The 24,784-nt window shown below is 63.1% G+C and carries 19 protein-coding genes and 1 tRNA gene; 11 read left to right on the top strand and 9 right to left on the bottom strand.

Going from position 1 to position 24,784, the window contains the following annotated elements:
* Positions 1-13: 13 nt before the first annotated feature.
* The 4 genes from RHIZ70P_RS07360 (at position 14) to RHIZ70P_RS07345 (ending at position 4,496) form a co-directional block, all read left to right on the top strand.
* Positions 14-655: a TetR family transcriptional regulator C-terminal domain-containing protein gene (locus RHIZ70P_RS07360; RefSeq protein ID WP_115669738.1), complete on the top strand. Its 642-nt coding sequence runs from the start codon at positions 14-16 to the stop codon at positions 653-655.
* Positions 656-777: 122 nt separating this feature from the next.
* Positions 778-2,139, top strand: coding sequence for an aspartate aminotransferase family protein (locus tag RHIZ70P_RS07355; protein WP_115669737.1), 1,362 nt, complete (start codon positions 778-780; stop codon positions 2,137-2,139).
* 461 nt (positions 2,140-2,600) lie between these two features.
* Entirely contained in the window at positions 2,601-3,929 is a 1,329-nt protein-coding gene (locus RHIZ70P_RS07350; RefSeq protein WP_235842172.1) for a hypothetical protein, read from the top strand.
* 135 nt (positions 3,930-4,064) lie between these two features.
* Positions 4,065-4,496, top strand: a complete 432-nt coding sequence (locus RHIZ70P_RS07345; protein WP_235842171.1) for a hypothetical protein — start codon at positions 4,065-4,067, stop codon at positions 4,494-4,496.
* Between the two features lie 85 nt (positions 4,497-4,581).
* On the opposite strand, the gene RHIZ70P_RS07340 is transcribed toward RHIZ70P_RS07345, so the two are convergent.
* Together RHIZ70P_RS07340 and cpdR1 are read right to left on the bottom strand one after the other, a co-directional pair.
* Positions 4,582-4,656: transfer RNA gene (locus RHIZ70P_RS07340), tRNA-Val, on the bottom strand.
* Between the two features lie 94 nt (positions 4,657-4,750).
* Entirely contained in the window at positions 4,751-5,113 is a 363-nt protein-coding gene (gene cpdR1, locus RHIZ70P_RS07335; RefSeq protein WP_115669735.1) for a response regulator CpdR1, read from the bottom strand.
* A gap of 198 nt (positions 5,114-5,311) precedes the next feature.
* Between cpdR1 and RHIZ70P_RS07330 the strand changes: the two genes are divergently transcribed.
* Positions 5,312-6,187 carry an N-formylglutamate amidohydrolase gene (locus RHIZ70P_RS07330; protein ID WP_115669734.1) on the top strand — a complete coding sequence of 292 codons (876 nt, stop codon included), beginning with the start codon at positions 5,312-5,314 and terminating at the stop codon, positions 6,185-6,187.
* Between the two features lie 265 nt (positions 6,188-6,452).
* On the top strand, positions 6,453-7,229 hold the full coding sequence (gene hisN, locus RHIZ70P_RS07325; RefSeq protein WP_115669967.1) for a histidinol-phosphatase: 777 nt from the start codon (positions 6,453-6,455) through the stop codon (positions 7,227-7,229).
* 4 nt (positions 7,230-7,233) lie between these two features.
* On the opposite strand, the gene RHIZ70P_RS07320 is transcribed toward hisN, so the two are convergent.
* A complete protein-coding gene (locus RHIZ70P_RS07320; protein WP_115669733.1) occupies positions 7,234-8,223 on the bottom strand; it encodes an alpha/beta fold hydrolase in 990 nt (329 codons plus the stop codon).
* Between the two features lie 411 nt (positions 8,224-8,634).
* On the opposite strand from RHIZ70P_RS07320, the gene RHIZ70P_RS07315 reads away from it, so the two are divergent.
* Positions 8,635-9,102 carry an Hsp20 family protein gene (locus RHIZ70P_RS07315; RefSeq protein WP_115669732.1) on the top strand — a complete coding sequence of 156 codons (468 nt, stop codon included), beginning with the start codon at positions 8,635-8,637 and terminating at the stop codon, positions 9,100-9,102.
* 86 nt (positions 9,103-9,188) lie between these two features.
* Here the strand turns inward: RHIZ70P_RS07315 and RHIZ70P_RS07310 are convergent, their stop codons facing one another.
* Positions 9,189-10,238, bottom strand: coding sequence for a threonine aldolase family protein (locus tag RHIZ70P_RS07310; RefSeq protein WP_115669731.1), 1,050 nt, complete (start codon positions 10,236-10,238; stop codon positions 9,189-9,191).
* Positions 10,239-10,655: 417 nt separating this feature from the next.
* Between RHIZ70P_RS07310 and gltB the strand changes: the two genes are divergently transcribed.
* Both gltB and RHIZ70P_RS07300 read left to right on the top strand, forming a co-directional pair.
* Positions 10,656-15,377, top strand: a complete 4,722-nt coding sequence (gltB, locus tag RHIZ70P_RS07305; RefSeq protein ID WP_115669730.1) for a glutamate synthase large subunit — start codon at positions 10,656-10,658, stop codon at positions 15,375-15,377.
* Between the two features lie 93 nt (positions 15,378-15,470).
* Positions 15,471-16,925, top strand: coding sequence for a glutamate synthase subunit beta (locus RHIZ70P_RS07300; protein ID WP_115669729.1), 1,455 nt, complete (start codon positions 15,471-15,473; stop codon positions 16,923-16,925).
* A gap of 43 nt (positions 16,926-16,968) precedes the next feature.
* Here RHIZ70P_RS07300 and RHIZ70P_RS07295 read toward each other — a convergent pair whose 3' ends face one another.
* Both RHIZ70P_RS07295 and RHIZ70P_RS07290 read right to left on the bottom strand, forming a co-directional pair.
* Positions 16,969-18,150 carry a DUF459 domain-containing protein gene (locus RHIZ70P_RS07295; protein ID WP_115669728.1) on the bottom strand — a complete coding sequence of 394 codons (1,182 nt, stop codon included), beginning with the start codon at positions 18,148-18,150 and terminating at the stop codon, positions 16,969-16,971.
* A gap of 75 nt (positions 18,151-18,225) precedes the next feature.
* On the bottom strand, positions 18,226-19,377 hold the full coding sequence (locus RHIZ70P_RS07290) for a lytic murein transglycosylase (RefSeq protein WP_419178281.1): 1,152 nt from the start codon (positions 19,375-19,377) through the stop codon (positions 18,226-18,228).
* A gap of 255 nt (positions 19,378-19,632) precedes the next feature.
* Between RHIZ70P_RS07290 and galU the strand changes: the two genes are divergently transcribed.
* Positions 19,633-20,520: a UTP--glucose-1-phosphate uridylyltransferase GalU gene (gene galU / locus RHIZ70P_RS07285; RefSeq protein WP_115669726.1), complete on the top strand. Its 888-nt coding sequence runs from the start codon at positions 19,633-19,635 to the stop codon at positions 20,518-20,520.
* Positions 20,521-20,590: 70 nt separating this feature from the next.
* Here galU and RHIZ70P_RS07280 read toward each other — a convergent pair whose 3' ends face one another.
* A complete protein-coding gene (locus RHIZ70P_RS07280) occupies positions 20,591-22,096 on the bottom strand; it encodes an outer membrane beta-barrel protein (protein WP_235842169.1) in 1,506 nt (501 codons plus the stop codon).
* 210 nt (positions 22,097-22,306) lie between these two features.
* Here RHIZ70P_RS07280 and RHIZ70P_RS07275 point away from each other — a divergent pair, with 210 nt between their 5' ends.
* Positions 22,307-23,302, top strand: a complete 996-nt coding sequence (locus tag RHIZ70P_RS07275; RefSeq protein WP_115669725.1) for a KpsF/GutQ family sugar-phosphate isomerase — start codon at positions 22,307-22,309, stop codon at positions 23,300-23,302.
* Here the strand turns inward: RHIZ70P_RS07275 and RHIZ70P_RS07270 are convergent, their stop codons facing one another.
* Complete coding sequence (locus RHIZ70P_RS07270; RefSeq protein ID WP_115669724.1) at positions 23,303-23,761, bottom strand: NfeD family protein; 459 nt, start codon at positions 23,759-23,761, stop codon at positions 23,303-23,305. It abuts the gene before it with no gap.
* Between the two features lie 3 nt (positions 23,762-23,764).
* On the bottom strand, positions 23,765-24,778 hold the full coding sequence (locus tag RHIZ70P_RS07265) for an SPFH domain-containing protein (protein ID WP_115669723.1): 1,014 nt from the start codon (positions 24,776-24,778) through the stop codon (positions 23,765-23,767).
* Between the last annotated feature and the right edge of the window lie 6 nt (positions 24,779-24,784).

Raw genomic sequence — 24,784 nt, 5'->3', positions numbered from 1 at the left:
GAGGAGCCTTCAAATGGGCGAGCTTGGAAAGTTCGAACGGAAACTGCCGGAGGAGCGTCGCCGGGCGCTGATCGAGGCGACGCTCGCCTGCCTCGCCCGCGAGGGCCATGCGGGGCTGTCGATCCGCAAGATCAGTCAGGAGGCCGGAATTTCCGTCGGCCTCATCAACCATCACTATGCCAGCAAGGACGAACTCGTCGGCCATGCCTACGAGACGCTGTCGCTCGGCCTGCTCGCCAATATCCGCGACAAGGTCGAAGCGGCGGGGGCGGACCCTCGGGCACGCCTCAGCGCCTATTTCCGCGCCTCGCTGTCGGCGCCGGTGCTGGAGCGCAGCACGCTCAGAACCTGGGTGGTGTTCTGGGGCATGATCGATCATTCGACGATCATGACGGAGGTGCACGATCGCACCTATGCGGAATACCGGCGGTTGCTTGAAACCCTGCTGGCGGCCGTGTGGGAAGCGTCCGGCCGGCCGATGCCGGATCTGAGACTCGCGGCGATCGGGCTGGTCGCCATTCATGACGGCCTATGGCTCGAATGGTGCCTCAATCCGCGGACCTTCTCGTCGGAGGAGGCGATCGGCCTGTGCGAACAATGGACCGATTCCATGCTCGCAAGGCAATCGGCGATAAGCAACGAAAAACAAAACTGAACACTCGTTTAATTTCTCTTGCCTCTGATCGCGGCCGCGGTATCATCGCGTCGTCAAAGGCCGGCGTGCGCGCCGGCGCCCCGCCACTTCAAGTCGTCCGCGCAATCCGAGAGAGAGCCCCGATGTCCCGTTCGAAAATCACCAGCACCGGCAGCAGCTACGGTGTGCAGTCCCTGCCCAAGATCGACTATGGCCGTGGCAGCTATCTCTACGACGTCACCGGCAAGCGCTATCTCGACGGTTCGGGCGGCCCGGCGGTCTATTGCCTCGGACATGCGCATCCGGAAGTGACGGAGGCGGTCAAGCAGCAGCTCGACCGCATTGCGCACGCCTATCGCTATCTCTTCACCTCGGATGCGGTTGAGGAACTCACCGAGATCATCACGCAGAATACCGGCGGGCATTTCCCCAACATCATCTATGTGTCGAGCGGTTCGGAAGCGGTCGAATCCTGCCTGAAGATCGCGCTCCAGTATCACACGGCCCGGGGCGAGAAGAGCCGCCGCCGCTTCATCGCGCGCGAGCGCTCCTGGCATGGAAATACGCTCGGCGCGCTGTCGGTCTCGCACTTCAAGACCCGGCGCGATGCCTTCGAGGGCAGCCTGCTCGACGTCGCCTTCGTGTCCGCCGCCAATGCCTACCGGCCGCCGGAGGGCGTCACCGCCGAGGGCCTGGTCGCGCATCTTGCCAAGGAACTGGAAGACAAGATCCTGGAGATCGGGCCGGACAAGGTCGCGGCCTTCATCTTCGAGCCGGTGGTCGGAGCCGCCGGCGGTGTCGTGCCGGCGCCGGAGGGCTATGCCAAGGCGATCCGCGCGGTGTGCGACAAGTACGGGGTGCTTCTGATCGGTGACGAGGTCATGTGTGGCTCAGGTCGCACCGGCACCTGGCGGGCGCTCGAGCATGACGGCATCTTTCCGGACATCATGAGCGTGGCCAAGGGTCTCGCCGCCGGTTACCAGCCGCTTGGGGCAGCGCTCTACAGCGACAAGGTGCATGAAGTGCTGATGGCCGCGCATGGCGGGGCGATGACCGGGCATACCTTCACCGGCCATACCGCCGCCTGTGCCGCCGGCGTCGCCGTGCAGAAGATCGTCACGCGCGACCGCCTGCTCGAACGGGTCCTCGATCGCGGCGCCATCCTTCAGCAGGAACTGCGCTCGGCGCTCGCCGATGTCGGCGAGCTTGGCGACGTGCGGGGCAGGGGCTTCTTCATCGGGCTGGAACTGGTCAGCGATCCGATCACCAAGGAGCCGTTCCCCGCCTATGCCAGCCTGCATGCGGCGATCGGTCGGCGGGCCTTCGAGGCCGGCCTGATCTGCTATCCCTGCACCGGCAATGTGGGCGGCACGGCCGGCGACACCGTGATCCTCGCGCCGCCCTACAATGCCAGCGAAGACGAACTCGGCGAGATCGTAACGACCCTGTCGCGGGCGGTTCGCGAATCGGTTGCCGAGGCGCGGCGCACGGTTGCGCTTCGCTAAGCTGTGGGTCCGTGGCGGCCGTGCCGCCCCGGATGCCATCGACAGTAGCATTCTGGTACAGATCGAGCGGCGCGCCGCGTCGTCAAACCGTCACATGAGAAAGAAAGTTGTTGGAATCGCGGCCGGGCTGCCGGAAGCGTCCTAACTTTGCTTTGACGCAAATCCAAACATGCCTGATCTTCCCGTCGTGGTGTTTGCATCGGCAATTGGCGATTAAAAGTTGTTTCTAAAACAATATTTTAGACATTTTCGATGAAGCCGACGGGGTTGGATTGGGGAACAGAATGGTTATGAGCTTTTTTCGCCGCACCGAGGATCAGGGCAGGTCGGAGACCGGCACGCGCCCGGCTTCGAGCCTTGGAAATGGCACCGCATCCGCCGCTTTGGCGACATCTTCCTTGCAGCCCAAAGGCGAGTTCGGAGAATGCCAGGCCTTCGGGTCGGTCGTCGAGGAAAGCCAGATGTCCTCGGAGCATCTCCTGTCCGGCTTCGGTTTCCTGCAGGAGCGCGTCTCCTCTCTGCTGACCGCGCATAACGAAGCGCTGGCCGAACTTGCCGCGCTGCGCACGGAGCGCGCGCGGATCGCCTCGCTGCTCGACTATGAAAGCAATGCCCGCAAGAAGCTCGACATCGAGAGCCAGCGGCTTGCTTCCGAGTGCAAGGATCTCAAGGCCGAGAACACGCTGATGCGGAGCGAGATCGAGGACAATCGCGAGAAACTGGTCAAATTGCAGGCACTCTACGAGGCCAATGCGCAGGATCTCTCCGTGGTCGAGACGCGGCTGCGCGATGCCTCGCGCGAGCTCGATGAACGCATCCGTCAGTATGACGAGACGGCGGCCCTTTTGAAGCGGGCGCATCACGACCTCGAACAGCGCAACCGCGATTTCGCCATGATGCGCGAGAAATACGAGACCGAGCGGACGCAGCATCATGTGCTGAGCGAGACCTCGCGACGCGAGGCTGATGCCCAGGCTCGCGAAGTCGCGCGCCTGACAGAGGAGAAGGGCCAGCTCAAGAATGGCCTTGCGCACCAGGAGAATCTGTCGCGCAATCTGGTCAGCGAGGTGACCACGCTTCGCCAGGAGCTTTCCTTCACCGAGGAAAAACTGAAGCGCCTTCAATCCGACCTCGATACGCGCCAGAGTGCCATGGCGGTGGAGATGTCGCAGCTTTCCACCCGCCATGAGGCGATCAATTCCAAGGCCGACCTGGTCGAGAAGCTGCTGGTGACGGCGCGCGGGCGCCTCAAGATGGTCGAGGACGAGTTGCAGGCGAGCCGTTCGGAGCTGAAGCAGACGAAGGCGGAGCTGGCAACCTCGACGCTTCGTGCCGATCGCCTGTCGCAGGAACTCGCCGAGGCGCGCGCAGCGCAGGCCGAAAACGAATCGACCCGCCGTGATCTCTCGCTGCAGGTCAGCGAACTGACCATGCGGCTGCGCGATTCGGAAAACATGCGCGGCAAGCGCGATCGCGATGCCGAGACGATGAAGCGCGATTTCGACCAGCGCAATCGCGCCGACCTGGAAGAGATCCGTCAGTATCGCTCGAGCGCGGAAGTGGCCAAGGCGGAAATCCGCCAGTTGCGCTCGGAGATCGCCATCCTGACGGGCCAGCTCGACGTGGCGCGGACGGACCGGCAGGCCGGGACATCCGCGACCATGCCGGCAGCCTCCCTCGGACCGCTGGAGAACTGGAGCGTGCCGCTCGACGCGGTTACTGCCGCCAAGCCGATCATCGAGATTTCGGAAAAGTCCTTGCGCGGCGCCATGCCGCCAGCCGAGGCATGACCGTAAGGGCCGGGCCGCGTCATGGCGCGGGCGGGCCTGTGCCCGAAGGGTGTTCAAACCAAAGCCGCCGGTCCATGACGAGCCGGCGGCTTTTTTGCGTGTTGGGGGCCGGTTTCCGTGTGATATCAAGGAGGCATGACGACAAAGGTTTCCATGCCCGACACTTCGGCAATCCCGCTCCCCGAGCGTTCCTGCCGAACCTGCACCTTGTGTTGTGACCTGCCGGACATAGACGAGCTCGACAAGCCGGCCAACACGCTCTGTCGCCATTGCCTTCGCGACCGGGGCTGCGGTGCCTATGCGGCGCGACCGGCGACCTGTCGTGACTTTCTCTGCGCGTGGCGAACCGACGTTACCTTGGGGCCCGAATGGGATCCCGTCCTCAGTCACATGATGGTCTATCGCCAGGGGGACCAGTTGACCGTGCTGGTCGATCCACGCCATCCGCGGGCCTGGACGGAGGCGCCCTATCGCAGCCAGTTGCAGGTTTGGGCGGCGCAAGTCGGTGCGATCGGCGGCTATGTCATCGTCTGGGTGGGGGACGAGGTGTTCAAGGTGGAGGCGTGAGGGGGGCGTTCCTGTCCGAACCCGCCTGTTCGCGGATGCGACAAGGGCTCGGCGATTTCTCGCCAAGCCCTTGTTTGAATTAGGATGGTGGGCGTGACAGGGATTGAACCTGTGACCCCTACGATGTCAACGTAGTGCTCTCCCGCTGAGCTACACGCCCATCCGATGGCGGCTTAAGACCACAAAACCCTCGGCCCCGTCAATAGGGATTTTTCGGTTTTGTGACGAGTTTTTAAGGCCGCCCGCGAAAGCCCTTACGCGGCAAGGAGTTTGTTGACCTCGTTGACGAGGTCGCGCAGGTGGAAAGGCTTGGAAAGGACCTTTGCGTCCTTCGGTGCCTTCGAATCGGCGTTGAGCGCGACGGCGGCAAAGCCGGTGATGAACATCACCTTGAGGTCCGGATCGAGTTCGGTTGCGCGGCGCGCCAGTTCGATGCCGTCCATCTCCGGCATGACGATGTCGGTCAGCAGCAGCGAGAAGGGCTCTTCGCGGAGACGGTCATAGGCGCTGGCACCATTGTCGAAGGAAGATACCTTGTATCCCGCCTTCTCGAGCGCCTTGACCAGGAACCGGCGCATATCGTTGTCGTCTTCGGCGAGAAGAATTTTCTGAATCATGGAAGTCCGCTACTCACTCATTTCCAGGGGAGGCTTTCGGGCTTTTTAGTTTCCTCTTGTGGAGTAAACATCCGGTGAAGAACCGGTTTTGCGGGCTCGAGCGCCATTTGACCCAATATGGACTTTCGCGGGGGCAACTGGCAACATGAACGACGCAAGAAGGTTGTGACTTGGTAAAAAAGAGGCGGCGTGAACGGGATGACAGGCGAATTCGAGCTGTTCGAGGTGCGCGAACCGCAAACGCAGTCGATCCCCTTCGTCTACAACTCGCCCCATAGCGGGCGACGCTACCCCGCCCGCTTCCTCGACCAGTCGCGACTCGACGGCCTGGCGATCCGCCGGTCCGAGGATCATTATGTCGAGGAACTGTTCGGCGCCGCGCCCGATTTCGGCGCTCCATTGTTGCTGGCTCATTTTCCGCGCGCCTTCGTCGATGTCAATCGCGAGCCCTATGAGCTCGACCCGCGCATGTTCTTTGACCCCGTTCCGTCCTTTGCCAATATCAATTCCGTGCGCGTGGCCGGCGGGCTCGGTACCATTCCCCGCATTGTCGCGGAGAACACGGAGATCTATGCGAAGCGGCTGCCGGTCGCCGAGGCGCTGGAGCGCATCGAGACGGTCTACAAGCCCTATCACGCCTGCCTTCGCAAGCTGATCGCGCGCACCCATGCCCGCTTCGGTTTCGGCGTGCTGGTCGATTGCCACTCCATGCCGGGCAATATCCGCATCGCCGGCAGCGGCATCCGCCCCGACTTCATCATCGGCGATCGCTATGGCACCAGCGCGTCCGCCGAACTGTCCCAGGCGGCATTGGAGTTTCTCGAGGGACTGGGCTTTGTTGCGGTGCGCAACAAGCCCTATGCCGGCGGCTTCATCACCGAACATTATGGCCGGCCGGCGCGCGGCCTGCATGCCGTTCAGATCGAGGTCAACCGCGCGCTCTACGTCGACGAGACGACCCTTGCAAAGCGCGGCGATTTCGGCGCGCTCGCCGGATCGATCGCCGTGTTCATGCAGCAAATGGCTGAATTCGTTGCCGATTATGCCGGCGATACGGCACTCGCCGCTGAATAGGCGCGCCTGGCGCGCAAAAAAAACCGCGCCATGGGCGCGGCTAAGTCTAGGGAGGAAACACCCAAGGAGGGTATTTACAGTCCGGAGACTGCGGGAGAATATTATTGCTGCGACGCACAATCGTCAAGCCGTAAAAGACACTTTTTTAAGCGAGGCGCTTTTTTGTGCAGATTTTGAGGGGCGGCCTGTCCTGGCCGCGATTGCAAATCGGCGAAACTGCTTTATGAAACCGCTATCCCGATCCCTTCAACGAGCGGAAATGCCGATGCGTCCCGACCGCAGCTTCTTCAATCGTCTCGCCGATGCCGCCAAGGCCGAAACCCTGCCGCGCTTCCGCTCTCCGCTCAGCGTCGTCAACAAGGAGAAGGGCGGCTTTGATCCCGTCACGGAGGGCGATCAGGCGGCGGAGGCGGCGATTCGCGCCCTGATCGAGGCGGAGTATCCCGAACACGGCATCCTCGGCGAGGAGCATGAGGATATCGGCACGGACCGCGATCATGTCTGGGTGATCGATCCGATCGACGGCACACGTGCCTTCATCTCCGGGGTTCCGGTCTGGGGCACGTTGATCGGTTTCCAGGAAAAGGGCCGCTCGGTCATGGGCATGATGGACCAGCCGTTCACCGGCGAGCGCTATTTCGCCGATGGCGAACGGTCCTGGTATAGCGGTCCCGATGGCGAGCGGCAGATTCACACGCGTGACTGCGGCGGCATGGACAACGCCATTCTCTTCACCACCTCGCCGCACCTGTTCAAGGGCGCGGAAGTGGCGCAGTTCCAGGCGGTGCAGGATAGGGTCAAGCTGTTCCGCTACGGAATCGACTGCTATGCCTATGCGCTGCTGGCGGCCGGCCATGTCGATATCGTCATCGAAACGGTGCTGAAGCCCTATGACGTCGGCGCGCTGATCCCGCTGATCGAGCAGGCGGGCGGCGTGATGACGACCTGGGAGGGCGGACGTCCCGAGGCCGGGGGGCGCATCATAGCGGCTGGCAGCGCCTCGCTGCATGCCGAAGCGCTCGAAATGCTGAACGCGGCTTAAGCCTTCAGTTTTCCGAGAAGATCGGCGTTGCAGTCGTCTCGCCTGTCTCCGGCTGCGGGTCGCCGCCGGGGATGAAGGCGTCGAAGGCGGCCAGCGCCTGGGCGCGATAGCGGTCGCGTTCATGCAGGATTTCGTGCAGCGCGCCCGGCACCGGCACGAGTTGTCCGGCGCGGAAATATTGCGACAGCTTTTCCGGATAGCGGTAGGGAACGATCGGATCCTTGCCGGGCGCGATGATCACCGTCGGCACGGTGATCGAGGCGAGATGCTTCGGCGACGAGACCTGCCTTATCGTTTCCTGCGCCTCGTAGAGCCAGCGGGCGGTCGGCGGGCCGAGCGCCAGATGCGGATGGGCTTTCAGGATTTCGACATTGCGCTGGTAGCGCAGCGGGTCGGAGGTCAGCGGATTGTCGTCATAGGGCTTGGTCGGATCGTCCGAGGTCAGGCAGATCCGCCCAAAGCCGGTGAAGGTGGCGAGCGTCGCCAGGCGGTGGATGTTGTTCGGCGACAGCTTCTGTCCGCCGAGGCCGACGAAAGGCGCCGAAAGCACCATGCGCTCGATGCGGTTCGCCAGACGCGGCGCGGCGGAAAGCGCAATCAGCCCGCCTGTGGAATGCGCCAGCAGGAAGAATGGCAGGCGGGTATCGGGCAGGACGATCTGTTCGAGGAAGATCTCCAGATCGCGCACATAATCCGAAAAGCGGTGGACATGCCCCTTGCGGGAGTTCTTCAGCAGCCGTTCGGAGCCGCCCTGGCCGCGAAAATCGAAGGTCGCGACCCACAGCCCCCGCTGGTTGAGGTCGCGGATCGTCTCGAAATATTTCTCGATGGCCTCGTTGCGGCCGTGCAGCAGAACCACGGTGCCCTTGGCGACCGGCGCCTCGGAGCGAAACACCGCATAGCGCAGCTTGATGCCGCGATGGCCGGTGAGAAAACCGACTGTCGGGTTTCCTGGGATCGGGTTGCCGGGGGTGGCGTAAAGGATGGGGTCCATGCTCGCATTCGCCGAATCGTGCGCCGGCGCAACCGCCGTTTTCCGACTATGGGATAGGAGGAAGACCCGGCAAGGTCAAAGAAAAAAGCCGGAACCGCTTGAAGGGGGACGACGGGCGGTTCCGGCAAAGACTGGCCGGAAGGGAAGGGACGATGTCTTCCGGCCATCGGTTGCGAGGCATCCGATGCTTCCTTTCTAACCGCCAGGCCTTGAACCGCCCCTGAACCCGGTGTTCACGTTCAATTCATCGCGAGGACGACGCGGAGGCTGCCGGTTGGACTTGAATCCAAAAGCCAAGGTTCCCATCTGAATCGCGTGATCGCCAGTCACGGGATCGCATTCCTTTCCGTCTCCGCCTCTCATGGGGTGCCGGATAAGAAAACCGCAAAACGTCGCTTCAAGGAGGACACCATGCGTCACGTTGATTTTTCCCCCCTCTACCGCTCGACCGTCGGCTTCGACCGCCTGTTCACCATGCTGGACGGCCTCGGCCAGCCGGACCAGGCGCAGACCTATCCGCCCTACAACATCGAGCGCACCGGCGAGACCACCTATCGCATCACCATGGCGGTTGCCGGTTTCGATGAGACCGAGCTTTCGATCGAGGCCCATGCCCATGTGCTGACGGTGAAGGGCGAGAAGGCCGAGGAAGACAAGGCCGAGCAGAGCGAATTCCTCTATCGCGGCATCGCCAAGCGCGCCTTCGAGCGCCGCTTCCAGCTTGCCGACCATGTGGAAGTGCAGAGCGCCTCGCTGAAGAATGGCCTGCTGCATATCGAGCTTCTTCGCAACATTCCGGAAGCGATGAAGCCGCGCCGGATTTCGATCAGCGCCGAGGCGGTAAATGCGCCGAAGGCGATCGAGGCGCGCGTCGCCTGATCGCAAGCGCGTTCGTTCAATCGAAAAGGGCGGCTCCCGGAGTGGGTGCCGCCCTTTTTTAATCGGTATCGTTGCGGAGCGGAGGATCAGGCCAGCACGTCGAGGAAACGGTCGACATCGTCTTCCGTCGTGGCAAAGCTCGTTACCAGGCGGATCAGCATTTCGTCGTCCTGGAGCAGGTCCGGCGCTTCGGCGGGCACGGGCCAGTCGTAGAACTTGGCGCCCCGGCCTTCCGCCAGTGCGGCGGCATCCTTTGTGAGCACGGCAAACACCTCGTTGGTCGTGGTGTTCCAGGCCAGCCGGCTTTTCGTCGCGGCGCCGATTCCGGCGCGCAGGCGGTCGGCCATCCTGTTGGCATTGCGCGCGAGATCGAGCCAGAGACCGCCTTCGAGATAGGCCTCGAACTGCGCCGAGATGAAGCGCGTCTTGGAGAAGAGCTGGGCCGAGCGCTTGCGGATGAACGGCATTTCGCTTGCCAGCTCGGGTTTCAGGAAGATGATCGCCTCGGCGCACCAGCAGCCGTTCTTCGTCGCGCCGAAGGAGAGGATGTCGACGCCGCGTTTCCAGGTCATGTCAGCGGGGGTGGCGTCGAGCGCGACAAGTGCGTTGGCGAAGCGGGCGCCGTCCATGTGCAGCGGCAGGCCGTTTTGGCGTGCGACGGCGGCGATAGCCTCGATTTCGTCAAGGGTGTAGACCGTGCCGGATTCGGTCGCCTGGGTGATCGTCACCGCCATCGGGCGTCCCTGATGCACGGCACCCGGTGGAAAGCGGCCGATGGCGGCTGTCAGTGCGTCCTTGTCCATCTTGCCGCCCGGGCCATGGACGGGCACGAGGCGGCAGGCGCCGGTGAGGAATTCCGGCGCGCCGCATTCGTCGGCCGTGACATGCGCCTCGGAATGGCAGAAAGTAACGCCACCCGGCTTGGCAACGGCGGCGAGCGCCAGAGAATTGGCGGCCGTGCCGGTGCCGACGAAGAAGACGGCCACCTCGCGCTGGAACAGGTCGTTGAAGCGTTCTTCCATGCGGCGGTCGAGATCGCTCGTGCCGTAGGCCGCGGCATAGCCGGCGGCTTCGAGCGCCAGGCTCTCGGCAATCTTGGGGTGGGCGCCGGCCCAGTTGTCTGAGGCGAAGAACATGGCAATGATTCCATTTTTGCGAAGAAAATCGATCCGTCGCACCTTAGGGATTTCACCCGTCCGATCAATCCGTATGGCGGCGGACTGAGGCGGAATTATACGTTCGCGCAACAACTGGCGCGAAATTTTCCACGATGAGTAATTAAATTACGCGCAACGCTTTAAACTTGTAACAAAGAGCTCGGGAGCTCATTAAATTTTTGTCCGGGCGCCTTGCGCCGCTATGCGCTTTCTGTCATAGAAAAACGGAAAATAGGTCAGAGTAATTGACCTATTTGAAGAATTCCTGAGCCGGTGCGGTTCGCTTGTCATGATGGTGAAGGCAAAATTCACCACAGTGCGGCGGCTGCGCCGGCATCGGCGCCAGCGGTTCTGGCGGGTTTCACCCGGGCTTCCGGGCCAATTTGAGGGAAGGCAATGACCATGATGACGCCATCCGACGAGAGCATCCAGACCATCAACGCAGATAATGGCGATGGCACGGTGCGAGCGGCCACCCATGGCCTTCCCGCCAAGCAGGGGCTCTACGATCCGAAAAACGAACACGATGCCTGCGGCGTCGGCTTCATTGCCCATATGAAGGGCAAGAAGTCGCACCAGATCGTCAAGGACGGCCTGTTCATCCTCGAGAACCTCACCCACCGCGGTGCGGTCGGGGCCGATCCGCTGATGGGCGACGGTGCCGGCATCCTGGTGCAGATCCCGGACCGCTTCTTCCGCGAGGAAATGGCGAGGCAGGGCATCACGCTGCCGAAGGCCGGCGAATATGCCGTCGGCCACTTCTTCTTCCCGCAGGACGAGACGCAGATCGCGCATTTCAAGAAGATCATCGCCGAGGTCTGTCAGGCCGAGGGCCAGGAACTCATCGGCTATCGCGACGTGCCGGTCGACAATTCCTCGCTCTCCAAGGCACCGGACATCGCCGCGACCGAGCCGCGCCATATCCAGGTCTTCATCGGTGCCGGCCGCGACGCGGCGACCCAGGAGCAGTTCGAGCGCCGGCTGTTCCTGCTGCGCAAGGTGATTTCCAACCGCATCTACGATGAGTTCAAGGGCGAGGAGACGGGCTTCTATCCGGTCTCGCTGTCGTCCTCGACGATCGTCTACAAGGGCATGTTCCTCGCCTTCCAGGTCGGAGCCTATTACAAGGATCTCGCCGATCCGCGCTTCGAATCGGCCGTCGCACTTGTCCACCAGCGTTTCTCGACCAATACCTTCCCGTCGTGGAAGCTGGCGCATCCGTATCGCATGGTGGCCCATAACGGCGAAATCAACACGCTGCGCGGCAACGTCAACTGGATGGCGGCGCGTCAGGCGTCGGTCTCCTCGCCGCTGTTCGGCTCCGACATTTCCAAGCTCTGGCCGATCTCCTACGAAGGCCAGTCGGATACCGCCTGCTTCGACAACGCGCTCGAATTCCTCCAGCGCGGCGGCTATCCGCTGGCGCATGCCGTCATGATGTTGATCCCGGAAGCCTGGGCCGGCAACCAGTTGATGGCGCCTGAGCGCAAGGCATTCTACGAATATCACGCAGCCCTGATGGAGCCGTGGGATGGGCCGGCCGCGGTCTGCTTCACCGACGGCCGTCAGATCGGCGCGACGCTCGATCGCAACGGCCTGCGCCCCGCCCGTTACCTCGTGACCGACGATGATCGCGTGATCCTCGCATCCGAAGCCGGCACGCTGCCGGTGCCGGAGGAGCGCATCGTCAAGAAGTGGCGGCTGCAGCCGGGCAAGATGCTCTTGATCGACATGCAGGAAGGCCGCATCATTTCCGACGAGGAAGTGAAGTCCAAGCTCGCCGGTAGCCATCCGTACCGCGAATGGCTCGACCGCACGCAGCTGATCCTCGAGGACCTGAAGCCGGTGGAGCCGAGGGCGCTTCGCCGTGACGTCTCGCTGCTCGATCGCCAGCAGGCCTTCGGCTACACCACCGAGGACACCAAGCTCCTGATGTCGCCGATGGCCACCACCGGCCAGGAAGCGATTGGCTCGATGGGCACCGACACGCCGATTTCCGCCATGTCGAGCAAGTCGAAGCTGCTCTACACCTATTTCAAGCAGAACTTCGCCCAGGTCACCAACCCGCCGATCGACCCGATCCGCGAGGAGCTGGTGATGAGCCTGGTGTCGTTCATCGGTCCGCGCCCCAACATCCTCGACCATGCCGGCATGGCGCATGCGAAGCGTCTCGAGGTGCGCCAGCCGATCCTCACCAATGGCGACCTGGAAAAGATCCGCTCGATCGGTCATACCGAGGACCGCTTCGACACCAAGACGCTCGACTTCACCTATGACGCCGAGCGCGGCGCCGAAGGCATGCCGGAAATGCTGGAACGGCTGTGCGAGCGGGCGGAAGCCGCGGTACGTGGCGGCTATAACATCATCGTCTTGTCCGACCGCCAGCTCGGTCCGGACCGCATCGCCATCCCCGCGCTGCTGGCGACCGCCGCCGTGCATCATCATCTGATCCGCAAGGGGCTTCGCACCTCCGTCGGCATCGTCGTCGAATCGGGCGAGCCGCGCGAAGTGCATCATTTCTGCTGTCTGGCCGGCTACGGCGCGGAAGCGATCAACCCCTATCTCGCCTTCGACACCCTGCTCGACATGCACAAGCATGGCGAGTTCCCCAAGGAGGTGTCGGAAGACGAAGTCGTCTATCGCTTCATCAAGGCGGTCGGCAAGGGCATCCTCAAGGTCATGTCGAAGATGGGCATTTCGACCTATCAGTCCTATTGCGGCGCGCAGATCTTCGATGCGATCGGCCTGTCTTCGGACCTGGTGGAGAAGTACTTCTTCGGCACCGCGACGACGATCGAGGGCGTCGGTCTGGCCGAGATCGCCGAAGAAACCGTCGCGCGCCACAAGTCGGCCTTCGGCAAGGACCCGATCCTCGCCAACACGCTCGACATCGGCGGCGAATATGCCTACCGCATGCGCGGTGAAAACCATGCCTGGAGCCCGGACTCGATCGCGGCGCTCCAGCATGCCGTGCGCGGCAACAGCCAGGACCGTTACCGCGAGTTCGCGGAGATGGTCAACGAGACGTCGCTGCGCCTCAACACCATCCGTGGCCTCTTCAAGATCAAGGGAGCGGAAGCGCTCGGCCGCAAGCCGATCCCGATCGATGAGGTCGAGCCGGCGGTCGAGATCGTCAAGCGCTTCTCGACCGGCGCGATGTCCTTCGGCTCGATCAGCCGTGAGGCGCATACCACGCTCGCCGTCGCCATGAACCGGATCGGCGGCAAGTCGAACACCGGTGAAGGCGGAGAGGAAAGCGATCGCTATCTGCCGCTGATGAACGGTGCGGCCAATCCCGAGCGTTCGGCGATCAAGCAGGTGGCGTCCGGCCGCTTCGGCGTCACCACCGAATACCTGGTCAATGCCGACGTGCTGCAGATCAAGGTGGCGCAGGGCGCAAAGCCCGGCGAGGGCGGTCAGCTGCCCGGCCACAAGGTCGATGCGACGATCGCCAAGACCCGTCACTCGACCCCGGGTGTCGGCCTGATCTCGCCGCCGCCGCATCATGACATTTACTCGATCGAAGACCTGGCCCAGCTGATTTTCGACCTGAAGAACGTCAATCCGGTGGCCGACATCTCGGTCAAGCTCGTCTCGGAAGTCGGCGTCGGCACCGTTGCCGCGGGCGTCGCCAAGGCGCGTGCCGATCATATCACCATCTCGGGCTTTGACGGCGGAACGGGCGCATCGCCGCTCACCTCGCTCAAGCATGCCGGTTCCCCCTGGGAAATCGGTCTGGCCGAAACGCAGCAGACGTTGGTGCTCAATGGTCTTCGCTCGCGCATTGCGCTTCAGGTCGATGGTGGCCTGAAAACCGGCCGTGACGTCATCATCGGGGCGCTGCTCGGCGCCGACGAGTTCGGTTTTGCCACCGCGCCGCTGATCGCAGCCGGCTGCATCATGATGCGCAAGTGCCATCTCAACACGTGTCCCGTCGGTGTCGCGACCCAGGATCCGGTGCTGCGCAAGCGCTTCAAGGGTACGCCGGAACACGTCGTCAACTATTTCTTCTTCGTCGCCGAGGAAGTGCGCGAGATCCTCGCCTCGCTGGGCGTTGCCCGGCTCGACGAGATCATTGGCGCCTCCGAACTGCTGGAGAAGGAAGAGATGCTGGCACACTGGAAGGCCAGGGGGCTCGATTTCTCCAAGATCTTCCACAAGGTGGAGGCACCGAAGCCGGCAACCTACTGGACCGAGCGCCAGAAGCACCCGATCGACGACGTGCTCGACCGCAAGCTGATCGAAAAGGCCATGCCGGCGCTCGAGGCAAAGCAGCCGGTGGTCTTCGAGGTCGACATCAAGAACGTCGACCGGTCGGCCGGGGCCATGCTGTCGGGCGAGCTTGCCAAGCGCTACGGCCACAAGGGCCTGAAGGACGACACGATCCACGTGACGCTCAACGGCACTGCCGGCCAGTCGTTCGGCGCCTTTTTGGCCCGCGGCATCACGTTCGACCTGGTGGGCGACGGCAACGACTATATCGGCAAGGGCTTGTCGGGCGGCCGTATCATCGTTCGCCCGCCGGAGAACGCCCGGATCGTCGCCGAGGAATCGATCATCGTCGGCAATACGGTTCTCTACGGCGCGATCGCCGGCGAGTGCTATTTCCGCGGCGTGGCCGGCGAGCGCTTCGCCGTGCGCAATTCGGGCGCTGTTGCCGTCGTCGAGGGCGTGGGTGACCATGGCTGCGAATACATGACCGGCGGCGTCGTGGTCGTGCTTGGCCAGACGGGTCGCAACTTCGCGGCCGGCATGTCTGGCGGGGTCGCCTATGTGCTGGACGAGAGCGGAGATTTCGCTTCCCGCTGCAACATGGCGATGGTCGAACTCGAGCCGGTTCCGGAAGAGGACGACATGCTGGAGAAGCTGCACCATCACGGCGGCGACCTCATGCACAAGGGCCTTGTCGACGTATCAGGCGACATGACCCGCCATGACGAGGAGCGGCTCTACCAGCTGATATCGAATCATCTGCATTACACGGGCTCCGCTCGCGCCAAGCAGATCCTCGACAACTGGGCAGGTTTCCGTCCGAAGTTCCGCAAGGTCATGCCGGTCGAATACCGGCGTGCGCTGGAGGAGATGGAGCGCATGCGCATGGGGGTCGCGGCGGAGTAACCGCCTTTCGAAGCCGTCCCGCCGGTCATTCGGCGGGGCATCCTTCGGGCACGCGAGCCGTGCCGTCCACGAGATATTGAGCAGGATCAGACTATGGGCAAGGTTACAGGTTTTATGGAAATCGACCGGCAGGTGATGAAGTACCAGCCGGCATCCGACCGCATCCGCCATTTCCGCGAATTCACCATTCCGATGTCGGACGCCGAGGTTACCAAGCAGGCGGCGCGCTGCATGGATTGCGGCATTCCCTATTGCCATGGTCCGACCGGGTGCCCGGTGCACAACCAGATCCCCGACTGGAACGACCTCGTCTACAACAACAAGTGGGAAGAGGCGATCCGCAACCTCCACTCGACCAACAACTTCCCGGAATTCACCGGTCGCGTCTGTCCGGCTCCGTGCGAGGAAGCCTGCACGCTGAACCTCGAAGACATGCCGGTGGCCATCAAGACGGTCGAGCAGGCGCTCGCCGACAAGGCCTATGAACTCGGCTTCATCGTGCCGCAGCCGGCAACGGTCCACACCGGCAAGAAGGTGGCGATCATCGGTTCCGGCCCGTCGGGCATGGCGGCCGCCCAGCAGCTCGGCCGTGCCGGCCATGAGGTGCATGTGTACGAGCGCGAGACCAAGCCCGGCGGCCTGCTGCGCTACGGTATTCCGGACTTCAAGATGGAGAAGAACTTCATCGACCGCCGTGTCGAGCAGATGGAAGGCGAAAACGTCACCTTCCATTGCGGCGTCAATGTCGGCGTCGACGTCAAGGTCGAAAAGCTGCTGTCGGACTATGATGCGGTTCTCTACTGCGGCGGTTCGGAAACCCCGCGCGAGGCCGGCATTCCCGGCGCGGATTTCCAGGGCGTCTATGACGCCATGCCCTATCTGGTGCAGCAGAACCGTCGTGTCGGCCGCGAAAATGTCGACAGCGTCGGCTGGCCGTCCGATCCGATCCTGGCCGGCGGCAAGCATGTCGTCGTCGTCGGCGGCGGCGACACGGCATCCGACTGCGTCGGCACGGCCTTCCGCCAGGGCGCCGTCAAGGTGACCCAGCTCGACATCCGTCCGCGTCCGCCGGAAACCGAGGACAAGCTGGCCGTCTGGCCTTTCTGGGCGACCCGCATGCGCACCTCTTCGTCGCAAGCCGAAGGGGCGATCCGCGAATTCCAGGTCGGCACGCTCGAATTCGTCGGCGAAGACGGCGTGTTGACGGGTGTGAAGTGCTGCCAGGTGGACGACAAGCGCAAGCCGATCGCCGGTTCGGAATTCATCATCAAGGCCGATCTCGCCTTTATCGCCATCGGCTTCCGCGGTCCCTTCGGCGACGGCGTGCTGAACGAACTCGACGGCAAGCTGACGCTCAACACCGACCGTCGCGGCTCGACCAATGTCGTCGCCAATGATCGCGACTACAAGACTTCGGTCGACAAGCTGTGGACCGCGGGCGACGTGCGTCGCGGCCAGTCGCTGGTCGTCTGGGCGATCCGCGAAGGGCGCCAGGCAGCGCGCGCCATTGACGAGGCGCTGATGGGCGCCAGCGTTCTTCCGCGCTGAGTGGCTGGATAAATCCTGAGGGCCGCGCATGTCGCGGCCCTTTTCATTTCTGCAGGGTTTCGGTCCCTGGAGCACGCAAGTCGTCGACGCGGCCGGATGGCGGCGGCGGCAGGGTGCCGTTCTTGACCAACTGGTCGCGGGGCGTGGGTGTTGCGGCGACCGGCAGGGGCGCCGCCCCGAGCAGCTCCGTCGCCCCGTCGAGTTCGGGATCGAAGAGATCCATCGGTTGCGTCTTGACGATGTTCTGAATTTCCGACGGCGGCAGATTGATCAGTTCCGGCAGGTTGCTGGCATCGAGGCGGACGAGATCCGGGCTCGTCATGTCGCCGAGCAGACGGCGAGCCGATTTCTCGACGTAGAAGGCCAGCTTGCGCTTGCCAGCCGCCGTCAGGTTGATGCCGTCGGTGCCGCGCAGGCGAACCTGCTGGCCGTTGATGTCGGAGCCGGTGATGATGAAGCGCCCCTCCTGGTCGACAAAGCCGTCCCAGACGTCGATGAACTCGCCGCCGATGCGCTCGACAGCGCGGCGATAGACGGTGTTGAGCGTCAATGCGTCAGCCGTCATGTTCTGTGGGCGAAAGGCGGGCAAGCCGACCCACAGCAAGGGGATCTTGGCGTCCGTGACGATCTTGCCGAAGGCGGTTACGCGGCGCTCGTATTCCTGGAACCATTCCTCGGTGCGGAAATTGAGCTTGCCGGAAGCCGTGACCATCTGCTGGCGGTCGTTGGCGCCGATGTCGATGATGACGATGGCGGGCTTGGCTTCGGCAATCATGGCCGGCAGTTCCGCCTGCCAGTCATAGTAGTCCGTCCTGACAAGACCCGACGAGCCGTTGCTGCGCTCGTCGATCACGACGCCGGGCGAGGCTAAAAATGCCTCGGTCAGGCCCGTCGCCAGGCCGTCCGCGACGAAGTCGCCGACCACCAGGACCTTTCGGGCATTGTCGATCTTCGGCGCCGGCGGTGGCGGTTCAGGCGCTGTCGTGATGCTGGTGACGCTTTTCGTCTGCTTCTTCACCGGGCGCGGCGGCTTTACCTTCCGTGGCGGCGGGGGCTCGGGATAGCGTTGCTCGCGCGTGCCGAAAAACAACTCGATCAGATTGCGCGGCTGGCGCGTCTGCTGGGCCGTGGCCGTGCTGGCAAACACCGACACGGCGAGGAAGGCCAACGCCAACGCGCCGGCCATCCAGCCCCGAGCGCCCATATTTCGCCGCGTCTGCCGCATCCCGGTGGTCGTCCTATTCGTGCCGCAGTATCCGTTCCGGCTGAAGCGGATATGTGAGGCGGGCATGCGCAATTGTCAATTGCGCAGCTTGTCGAGCAGATCCTTCGACGGCTGGCCGTCGGTGGTCATGCCAAGGCGTGTCTGGATGGCGGTGATCGCGGCCTTCGAGCCGGAGCCGAAATTGCCGTCGATCTCGCCATCGTAGTAGCCGAGCGCCTGCATGCGGCTCTGCAGTTCGAACTTTTCCTTGATGTCGAGGCTGCCGTCCGGCCGCGGCCATGCCTGCTGCATACCGCCATAGCCGGCAATCTCGTCGGCCAACAGGCCGACGGCCAGCGCATAGCTATCAGCCGCGTTGTAGCGCTTGATGACGAAGAAATTCTTGGTCATCAGGAAGCCTGGACCGTTAGCGCCGCCCGGCATCTTCAATTCGGCCCGTTGCGCGCCGTTCTTGAAGCCCTTGCCGCTCGGTCGCACGAAGCCGAGCGTCGCCCATTGGGCCAGCGTCTTGGTCTTGCCGGCATGGGCGTGACCGCCCTTCGGCACGACCGTCTCGTAGCCCCAGGTCTGGCCTGTCTGCCATCCGTTCTTCGCCAGGAGGTTGGCGGAAGTGGCGAGTGCGTCGGGTACAGAGTGCCAGATGTCCTTGCGGCCGTTGCCGTCGGCATCGATCGCATAGAGCAGGTAGCTCGACGGGATGAACTGGGTATGGCCCATGGCGCCCGCCCAGGAACCCATCAGGTTCTTGGAGGACACATCGCCATTCTGCAGCATCTTGAGGGCGGCGATCAGCTGGCTCTTGGCATATTTCGACCGCTTCGAATCGGCATAGCCGAGGGTCGCCAGCGCCCGCGGCACGTGGTGCAGTCGGTCCGGGCTTTCGAGTGCTGCGCCGTAATTGGATTCCATAGACCAGATGGCAAGCAGCACGTTCCTGTCGACGCCGAAATGGCGCTCGAGCGCGGCCAGCGTCGAGCCGTATTTCGCCGCCATCTCGCGACCGATCTTCACCGTGTAGGGGTTGACGCGCGAATCCAGGTAATCCCAGATCTGCGACTTGAATTCCGGCTGGTAGCGGGCCTTTTCCAGCACGAAGGGATCAGGCTCCGACACGCCGGCGAAGGCCAGGTTGTACGTCTTCTGGCTGATGCCGCTCTTGGCGGCGGTCGAGTAGAAGCCGTTGATCCACTTCTTGAAACCAGCGTCCGCTGAGGCCGTTCCCGGCATGAGGCCGGCGGCGATGGAAATGGCAATCGCTCCGAGAAGCTTGCGATTTTTACTCGTCATGGGAACATCCCCGCTCTGTTACGGTTCTTTTCCAGCCGGTCTGGAGGCTGTTCACCCTAGGTTAAGGCAACAGCGTCAACAAAGTCTTTACCATGGTGAAGGGCCTCGTGAAACCTTTGCGAAATGGTAGAGAATATATAGTAGTGGGCGGGTGCGTATTGAAGGCGCCCAGGCAGAATCCTCGAGGAGGAATGAGTGGTTCAACGAAATAGACTCCGCAAAGCCGTTTTCCCCGTTGCCGGTCTGGGCACGCGCTTTCTTCCGGCCACCAAGGCTGTGCCGAAGGAAATGCTGACGGTCGTCGACAAGCCCGTCATCCAATACGTGGTCGATGAGGCCGCGGAGGCCGGTATCGAGCATTTCGTCTTCGTCACCGGGCGCGGCAAGGGTGTCATCGAGGACTATTTCGACATCCAGTACGAACTGGAACAGACGCTGAAGGCGCGCAACAAGAATGCCGAGTTGACGCTGCTCTCCGGCCTGTTGCCGAAAGCGGGCTCGGCAAGCTTCACCCGTCAGCAGGAGCCCCTCGGGCTCGGCCATGCCGTCTGGTGCGCTCGCGACATCGTCGGCCGCGAACCCTTCGCGCTGCTTCTGCCCGACATGATCATGCGCGGCGAAAAAGGCTGCCTCAAGGGCATGGTGGAGCTTTACGACAAGGCCGGCGGCAATATCGTCGCGGTCGAGGAATGTGCGCCCGACCAGACCCATAAATACGGTATCGTCGGCGTGGGCGAGGCGCTTGAGGGCGGCTTCAAGATTACCGAGATGGTCGAGAAGCCTGCCAAGGGAACCGCACCCTCCAATTTCTTTATCAACGGCCGCTACATCCTGCAGCCGGAAATCTTTGCCATTCTCGAGACCCAGGAGCGTGGCGCCGGCAACGAGATCCAGCTCACCGACGGCATGCTAAAGCTCGCCAGGGAACAGGCGTTCGCCGGCTACCACTTCAAGGGTCAGACCTTCGATTGCGGCGCCAAGGACGGTTTCATCCTCGCCAATGTCTCCTTCGCCATCGAGCGCGCCGATATCCGGCCGATGATCGAAGAACCGCTGAAGGCTTTGCTGGCCGCCCTGAAGTAAGGACGATCGGCCTTCAAATGACAAAGCCGCGTCCGGAAAGGGCGCGGCTTTTTTATGCCCGCGGTTGCGGTCAGCGCTTGGCGGTCAGTCCGATCGAGGAGGTCAGTACATTGCTGCCGTCCGATCCGCTCCGCGTCGTGCGTTCGTATTCGACATCGGTCGTCAGGTCGAGATAGCGGTTGATGCTCCAGGTGAGGCCGGCGCCCGTGGTGTAAGTCGTGGAGTCTTGGGTTGCCGCGCTGTCCGGATATCGGGTCCATTCCACGGCATTGGCAAGCCGCAAGACGAGATTGCTGCGCAGCTGATGCTGAACCTCGGAATTGAGGGCATAGATCACCGAGCCGTTGAGGCCCGCGGTGGTCGAGGGATCGATCGTCGTCGACAGCCCAAGGTCGACATCGGTGCCCTGATGTGGCGACCATGTGACATTGCCGTCGACGGTGAGCGCTGCGAGATCATCGAGGCGGCTGTCGTCAAAACGCTGGCGCTCGTAGCCTATGCCCAATTCGCCCTTCAGCTTGTCGCCAAAATCGGCGGCAATGCCGCCCCTGGCGGCATAGGTGTCGGCGGAGCGGGCGTAGCCGGACGTGTCCTGCTTCTCGTCATAGGTGACCTTGCCGATCGCCACCTCGACGAAAGGCGTCAGCGCCGGGGAGATTTCATAACCGATGCGCCCGCGCAGCTCGCCGGTCAGGCGATCGCGATCGCTGAGCGACAGGGTGGTGCCGTCGGAGAGTTCCGCATCGGAATACTGGAAGCGGGTGATGTCGGCGGCGATCGTGCCGCGCAGCCGGCCGAAATCATGCTCAACGGAGAGGCCGCCGTTATACTGATGGATGCCGGACTGGACCGAGGCGCCGGAGATGGCGTTCGGATCGTCGCTGTCCTCGCGGCTGAAGGCGTATCCGCCCTTGATATGGGCGACCGTATCGTCGGCGAGGTCGAGACGCAGGTCGGCATTGATGTTGGCGCGCGGATCGGTGGCGCCGTCGCCGGAGAGGTTCTTCTGCCAATAGCCCTCCGCGCCAATGGTCAACTCATGGCGGGACCAGTCGGTGGTCAGCGTTCCCTTGAGGCCCGTCTCCGAGAAGGTGCGGTTTTCCTTCTCGCCGCCGCTGCTGGTCCGCTCATGCACTAGCTTCTCGCTGATCGAGGGGCGAAGCACCATGGTACCCAGTCGCACACCTTCGCCGTCCGTGTCGCGGCGCGTTCGCAATGCCGTCGGGTCGTCCAGCGTCGTTTCGCGCAGGTTCTGGCGGCCAAGGTCGAGTGGTTGGGTCTTGGCGTCCGGATCCTCCGGGGTCAGTGCGGGGTCCGTGCCGATTATGTCTGCCGTGCCGGCCATGCCGGCTGTCGTAGCGGTGGTGGTCGGGTCGACGGTGGTCCCGGTCGCCGTTGGGGCCTGCGGACTGGCAGCAGCGCGGCTGGATGGCGACGTCCATGTGGTGGACTGCGTCGCAGTCTGTGCCAGGGCTGGCGGGACGAGGCCGAGAACGCCACAGGCCAGAAGGCCGGCCGACAGGACGGACATCTTGCGGCCTGAAGATTCCGCTTCGGTCTTTACGTTCTCAACCATCTGGACTTCGCCCGGCAATACTGAAATGCTTACCTAAACGTAAAGCCTTGTGGTTAATGTTTGGTTGCGAAAGCGAGCCTGTCTCAAAAACAGGGATTTCGGCCGGAACGAGCGGTTCTTCGCCTCTAGGCTGTGCATGAGATGCCCGGGTGGGGCGGGTGTCTACGTCATTCTGTGGACATGGACGGGCAAAAGCATTAAGGAAACGCCATGATCAAGCGCGCTGTAAATCTCGTCGAAGCCGGAGCCATCGAATCGGCTCTCCGGGTGGTTTCAACCGAGCGGAATGGACTGGACGCCCTGGAACGGTCGCTGACCGAGAACCTGGCCGGCCCCTTCTGCAATGCGATCAAGGTGATCGGCAGCATTTCCGGCCGCGTGATCGTCACCGGCGTCGGCAAGAGCGGCCACATCGGTACGAAGATCGCGGCGACCTTCGCCTCGACCGGCACGCCGTCCTTCTTCGTCCATCCCGTCGAGGCCAATCACGGCGACTTGGGCATGATCGCCCGTGACGACGTGATCCTTGCCATGTCGTGGAGCGGCGAGAGCACCGAGTTGCACGGCATCCTCTCCTATTCGCGCCGTTTCTCCATTCCGCTGATCGCCCTTACGGCCGGCGCGACCTCGACGCTGGCGCGCGAAGCCGACATCGTGCTTCTGCTGCCGAAGGAACAGGAAGCCTGTCCGCACGGCCTGGCGCCGACCACCTCGACCATCATGCAGCTCGCCATGGGCGACGCGCTCGCCATCGCCCTGCTCGAAGCGCGTGGTTTCACGGCCCATGATTTCCGCACCTTCCATCCGGGCGGCAAGCTCGGGGCCATGCTCAGCCACGTCTCCGACATCATGCATACCGGAGACAGCATTCCGCTCGTTCCGGTCGGTACCGGCATGCCGGAAGCGATCACGGTCCTGTCGATGAAGCGTTTCGGCTGCGTCGGCGTGGTGGACGAGGCCGGCCTCTTGTGCGGCATCGTCACGGATGGCGATATTGCCCGTCACCTGAGCGTCAACCTCGGCGAGACATTGGTCGACGATGTGATGACGCGCAATCCGAAGACGGTCAACTCGACAATGCTGGCCACGGCCGCCATGGGCCTTCTCAACCAGCACAACATCTCGGCGCTGTTCGTCACCGAGGAGGACGGTACGCCGCTCGGCATCGTCCACTTCCATGACCTCTTGAGGATCGGCGTCGCCTGATCAGGCGGCCTCTACGATCAAATCCCGACCATTCCAGGAAACGATCCGGACCTTGGTGCCGGCCGAAATGTCCGGCCCGAGAACCGGCCAGTAGGTGTCGTCGAGGCGGATGCGTCCGTGGCCCTCGGCAATCGGATCCTGCAGGGTTGCGGTGCGGCCGACCAGGCTCGCGCCGCGCTGGTTGAGCAGCGGTTCATCGGTTACCAGATCCGATTTGGACAGGTATCTGCGTCCGAGCAGGGTGGCGACGACCGCCAGCCCGGCAAAGACCAGCACCTGGATCTGCCAGCCCCAGGCGGCGCTTTCCCACAGCAAAAGCGAAATCACCCCGGTCGCCAGCGCACCAATGCCGATCCACACCAGGAAGACGCCGGGCAGCAGCAGTTCCGCGCCCAGCAGCAAGAGGCCGAGCAGCCACCAACTCCACGGACCCAGTTCGGCGACCATGCGGCTCAGCATCGCTCAGTTCTCCTGATTGGGCGCGAAGGGGTTGACCACCGGTGTCGTGCGGGCCGGCACGACGGGCGTTGCCGGTCGTGCGCGCGGTGCTGCGGGCTGATCTGCGAACACCTCGCGGGCGATCGCGCCGATACCGCCGAGCGAGCCGATCAGGCTCGAGGCCTCCATCGGCATCAGCACGATCTTGGAATTGGGCGCTGTACCGATCGCGCTCATGGCCTCGGTGTATTTCTGGGCGACGAAGTAGTTGATCGCGTTGAGATCGCCGGCGGCAATCGCCTCGGATACCATGTGTGTCGCCTTGGCTTCGGCCTCGGCCAGTCGCTCGCGGGCCTCCGCCTCGCGATAGGCGGCTTCGCGCTGGCCCTCCGCCTGAAGGATGGCCGATTGCTTGGCGCCCTCGGCGCGCAGGATCTGCGCGTTGCGGAAACCTTCGGCTTCCAGCACCTGGGCGCGCTTCTCACGCTCGGCCTTCATCTGCCTGCCCATGGCATCGACCAGGTCCTTGGGCGGCTGGATATCCTTGATCTCGACGCGGGTGACCTTGATGCCCCAGGGACCGACCGCCTCGTCGACGACGCGCAACAGACGGTCGTTGATCACTTCGCGGTTGGACAGCAGTTCGTCGAGATCCATCGAGCCCATGACCGAGCGGATATTGGTCATGGTCAGGTTCAGGATGGCATTCTGGAGATCGGCAACCTGGTAAGCGGCCTGGGCGGCGTTGAGGATCTGGTAGAAGGCGACCGCATCGGCCGAGACGCTGGCATTGTCCTTGGTGATGACTTCCTGGGTGGGGACGTCGAGCACCTGTTCCATGACATTGAGCTTGGAGCCGATGCGCTCGATGAAGGGCACGATCAGGTTGAGGCCGGGTTCAAGCGTGCGCGTGTAGCGACCGAAGCGCTCGATCGTGTAGCGAAAACCCTGCGGCACGGTCTTGATGCCGGCGAAGAGAACGAGAACGACGAGCGCGACGAGCGCGATGACGACGATATCGGGACCTGTAAATTCCATGACCTG

The sequence above is a fragment of the Paenirhizobium selenitireducens ATCC BAA-1503 genome, assembly GCF_900492185.1.
GTDB lineage: Bacteria > Pseudomonadota > Alphaproteobacteria > Rhizobiales > Rhizobiaceae > Allorhizobium > Allorhizobium selenitireducens_A.
The sequence above is the reverse complement of the archived record's forward strand: the minus strand, read 5'-3'. Positions and strand labels throughout refer to the sequence as shown.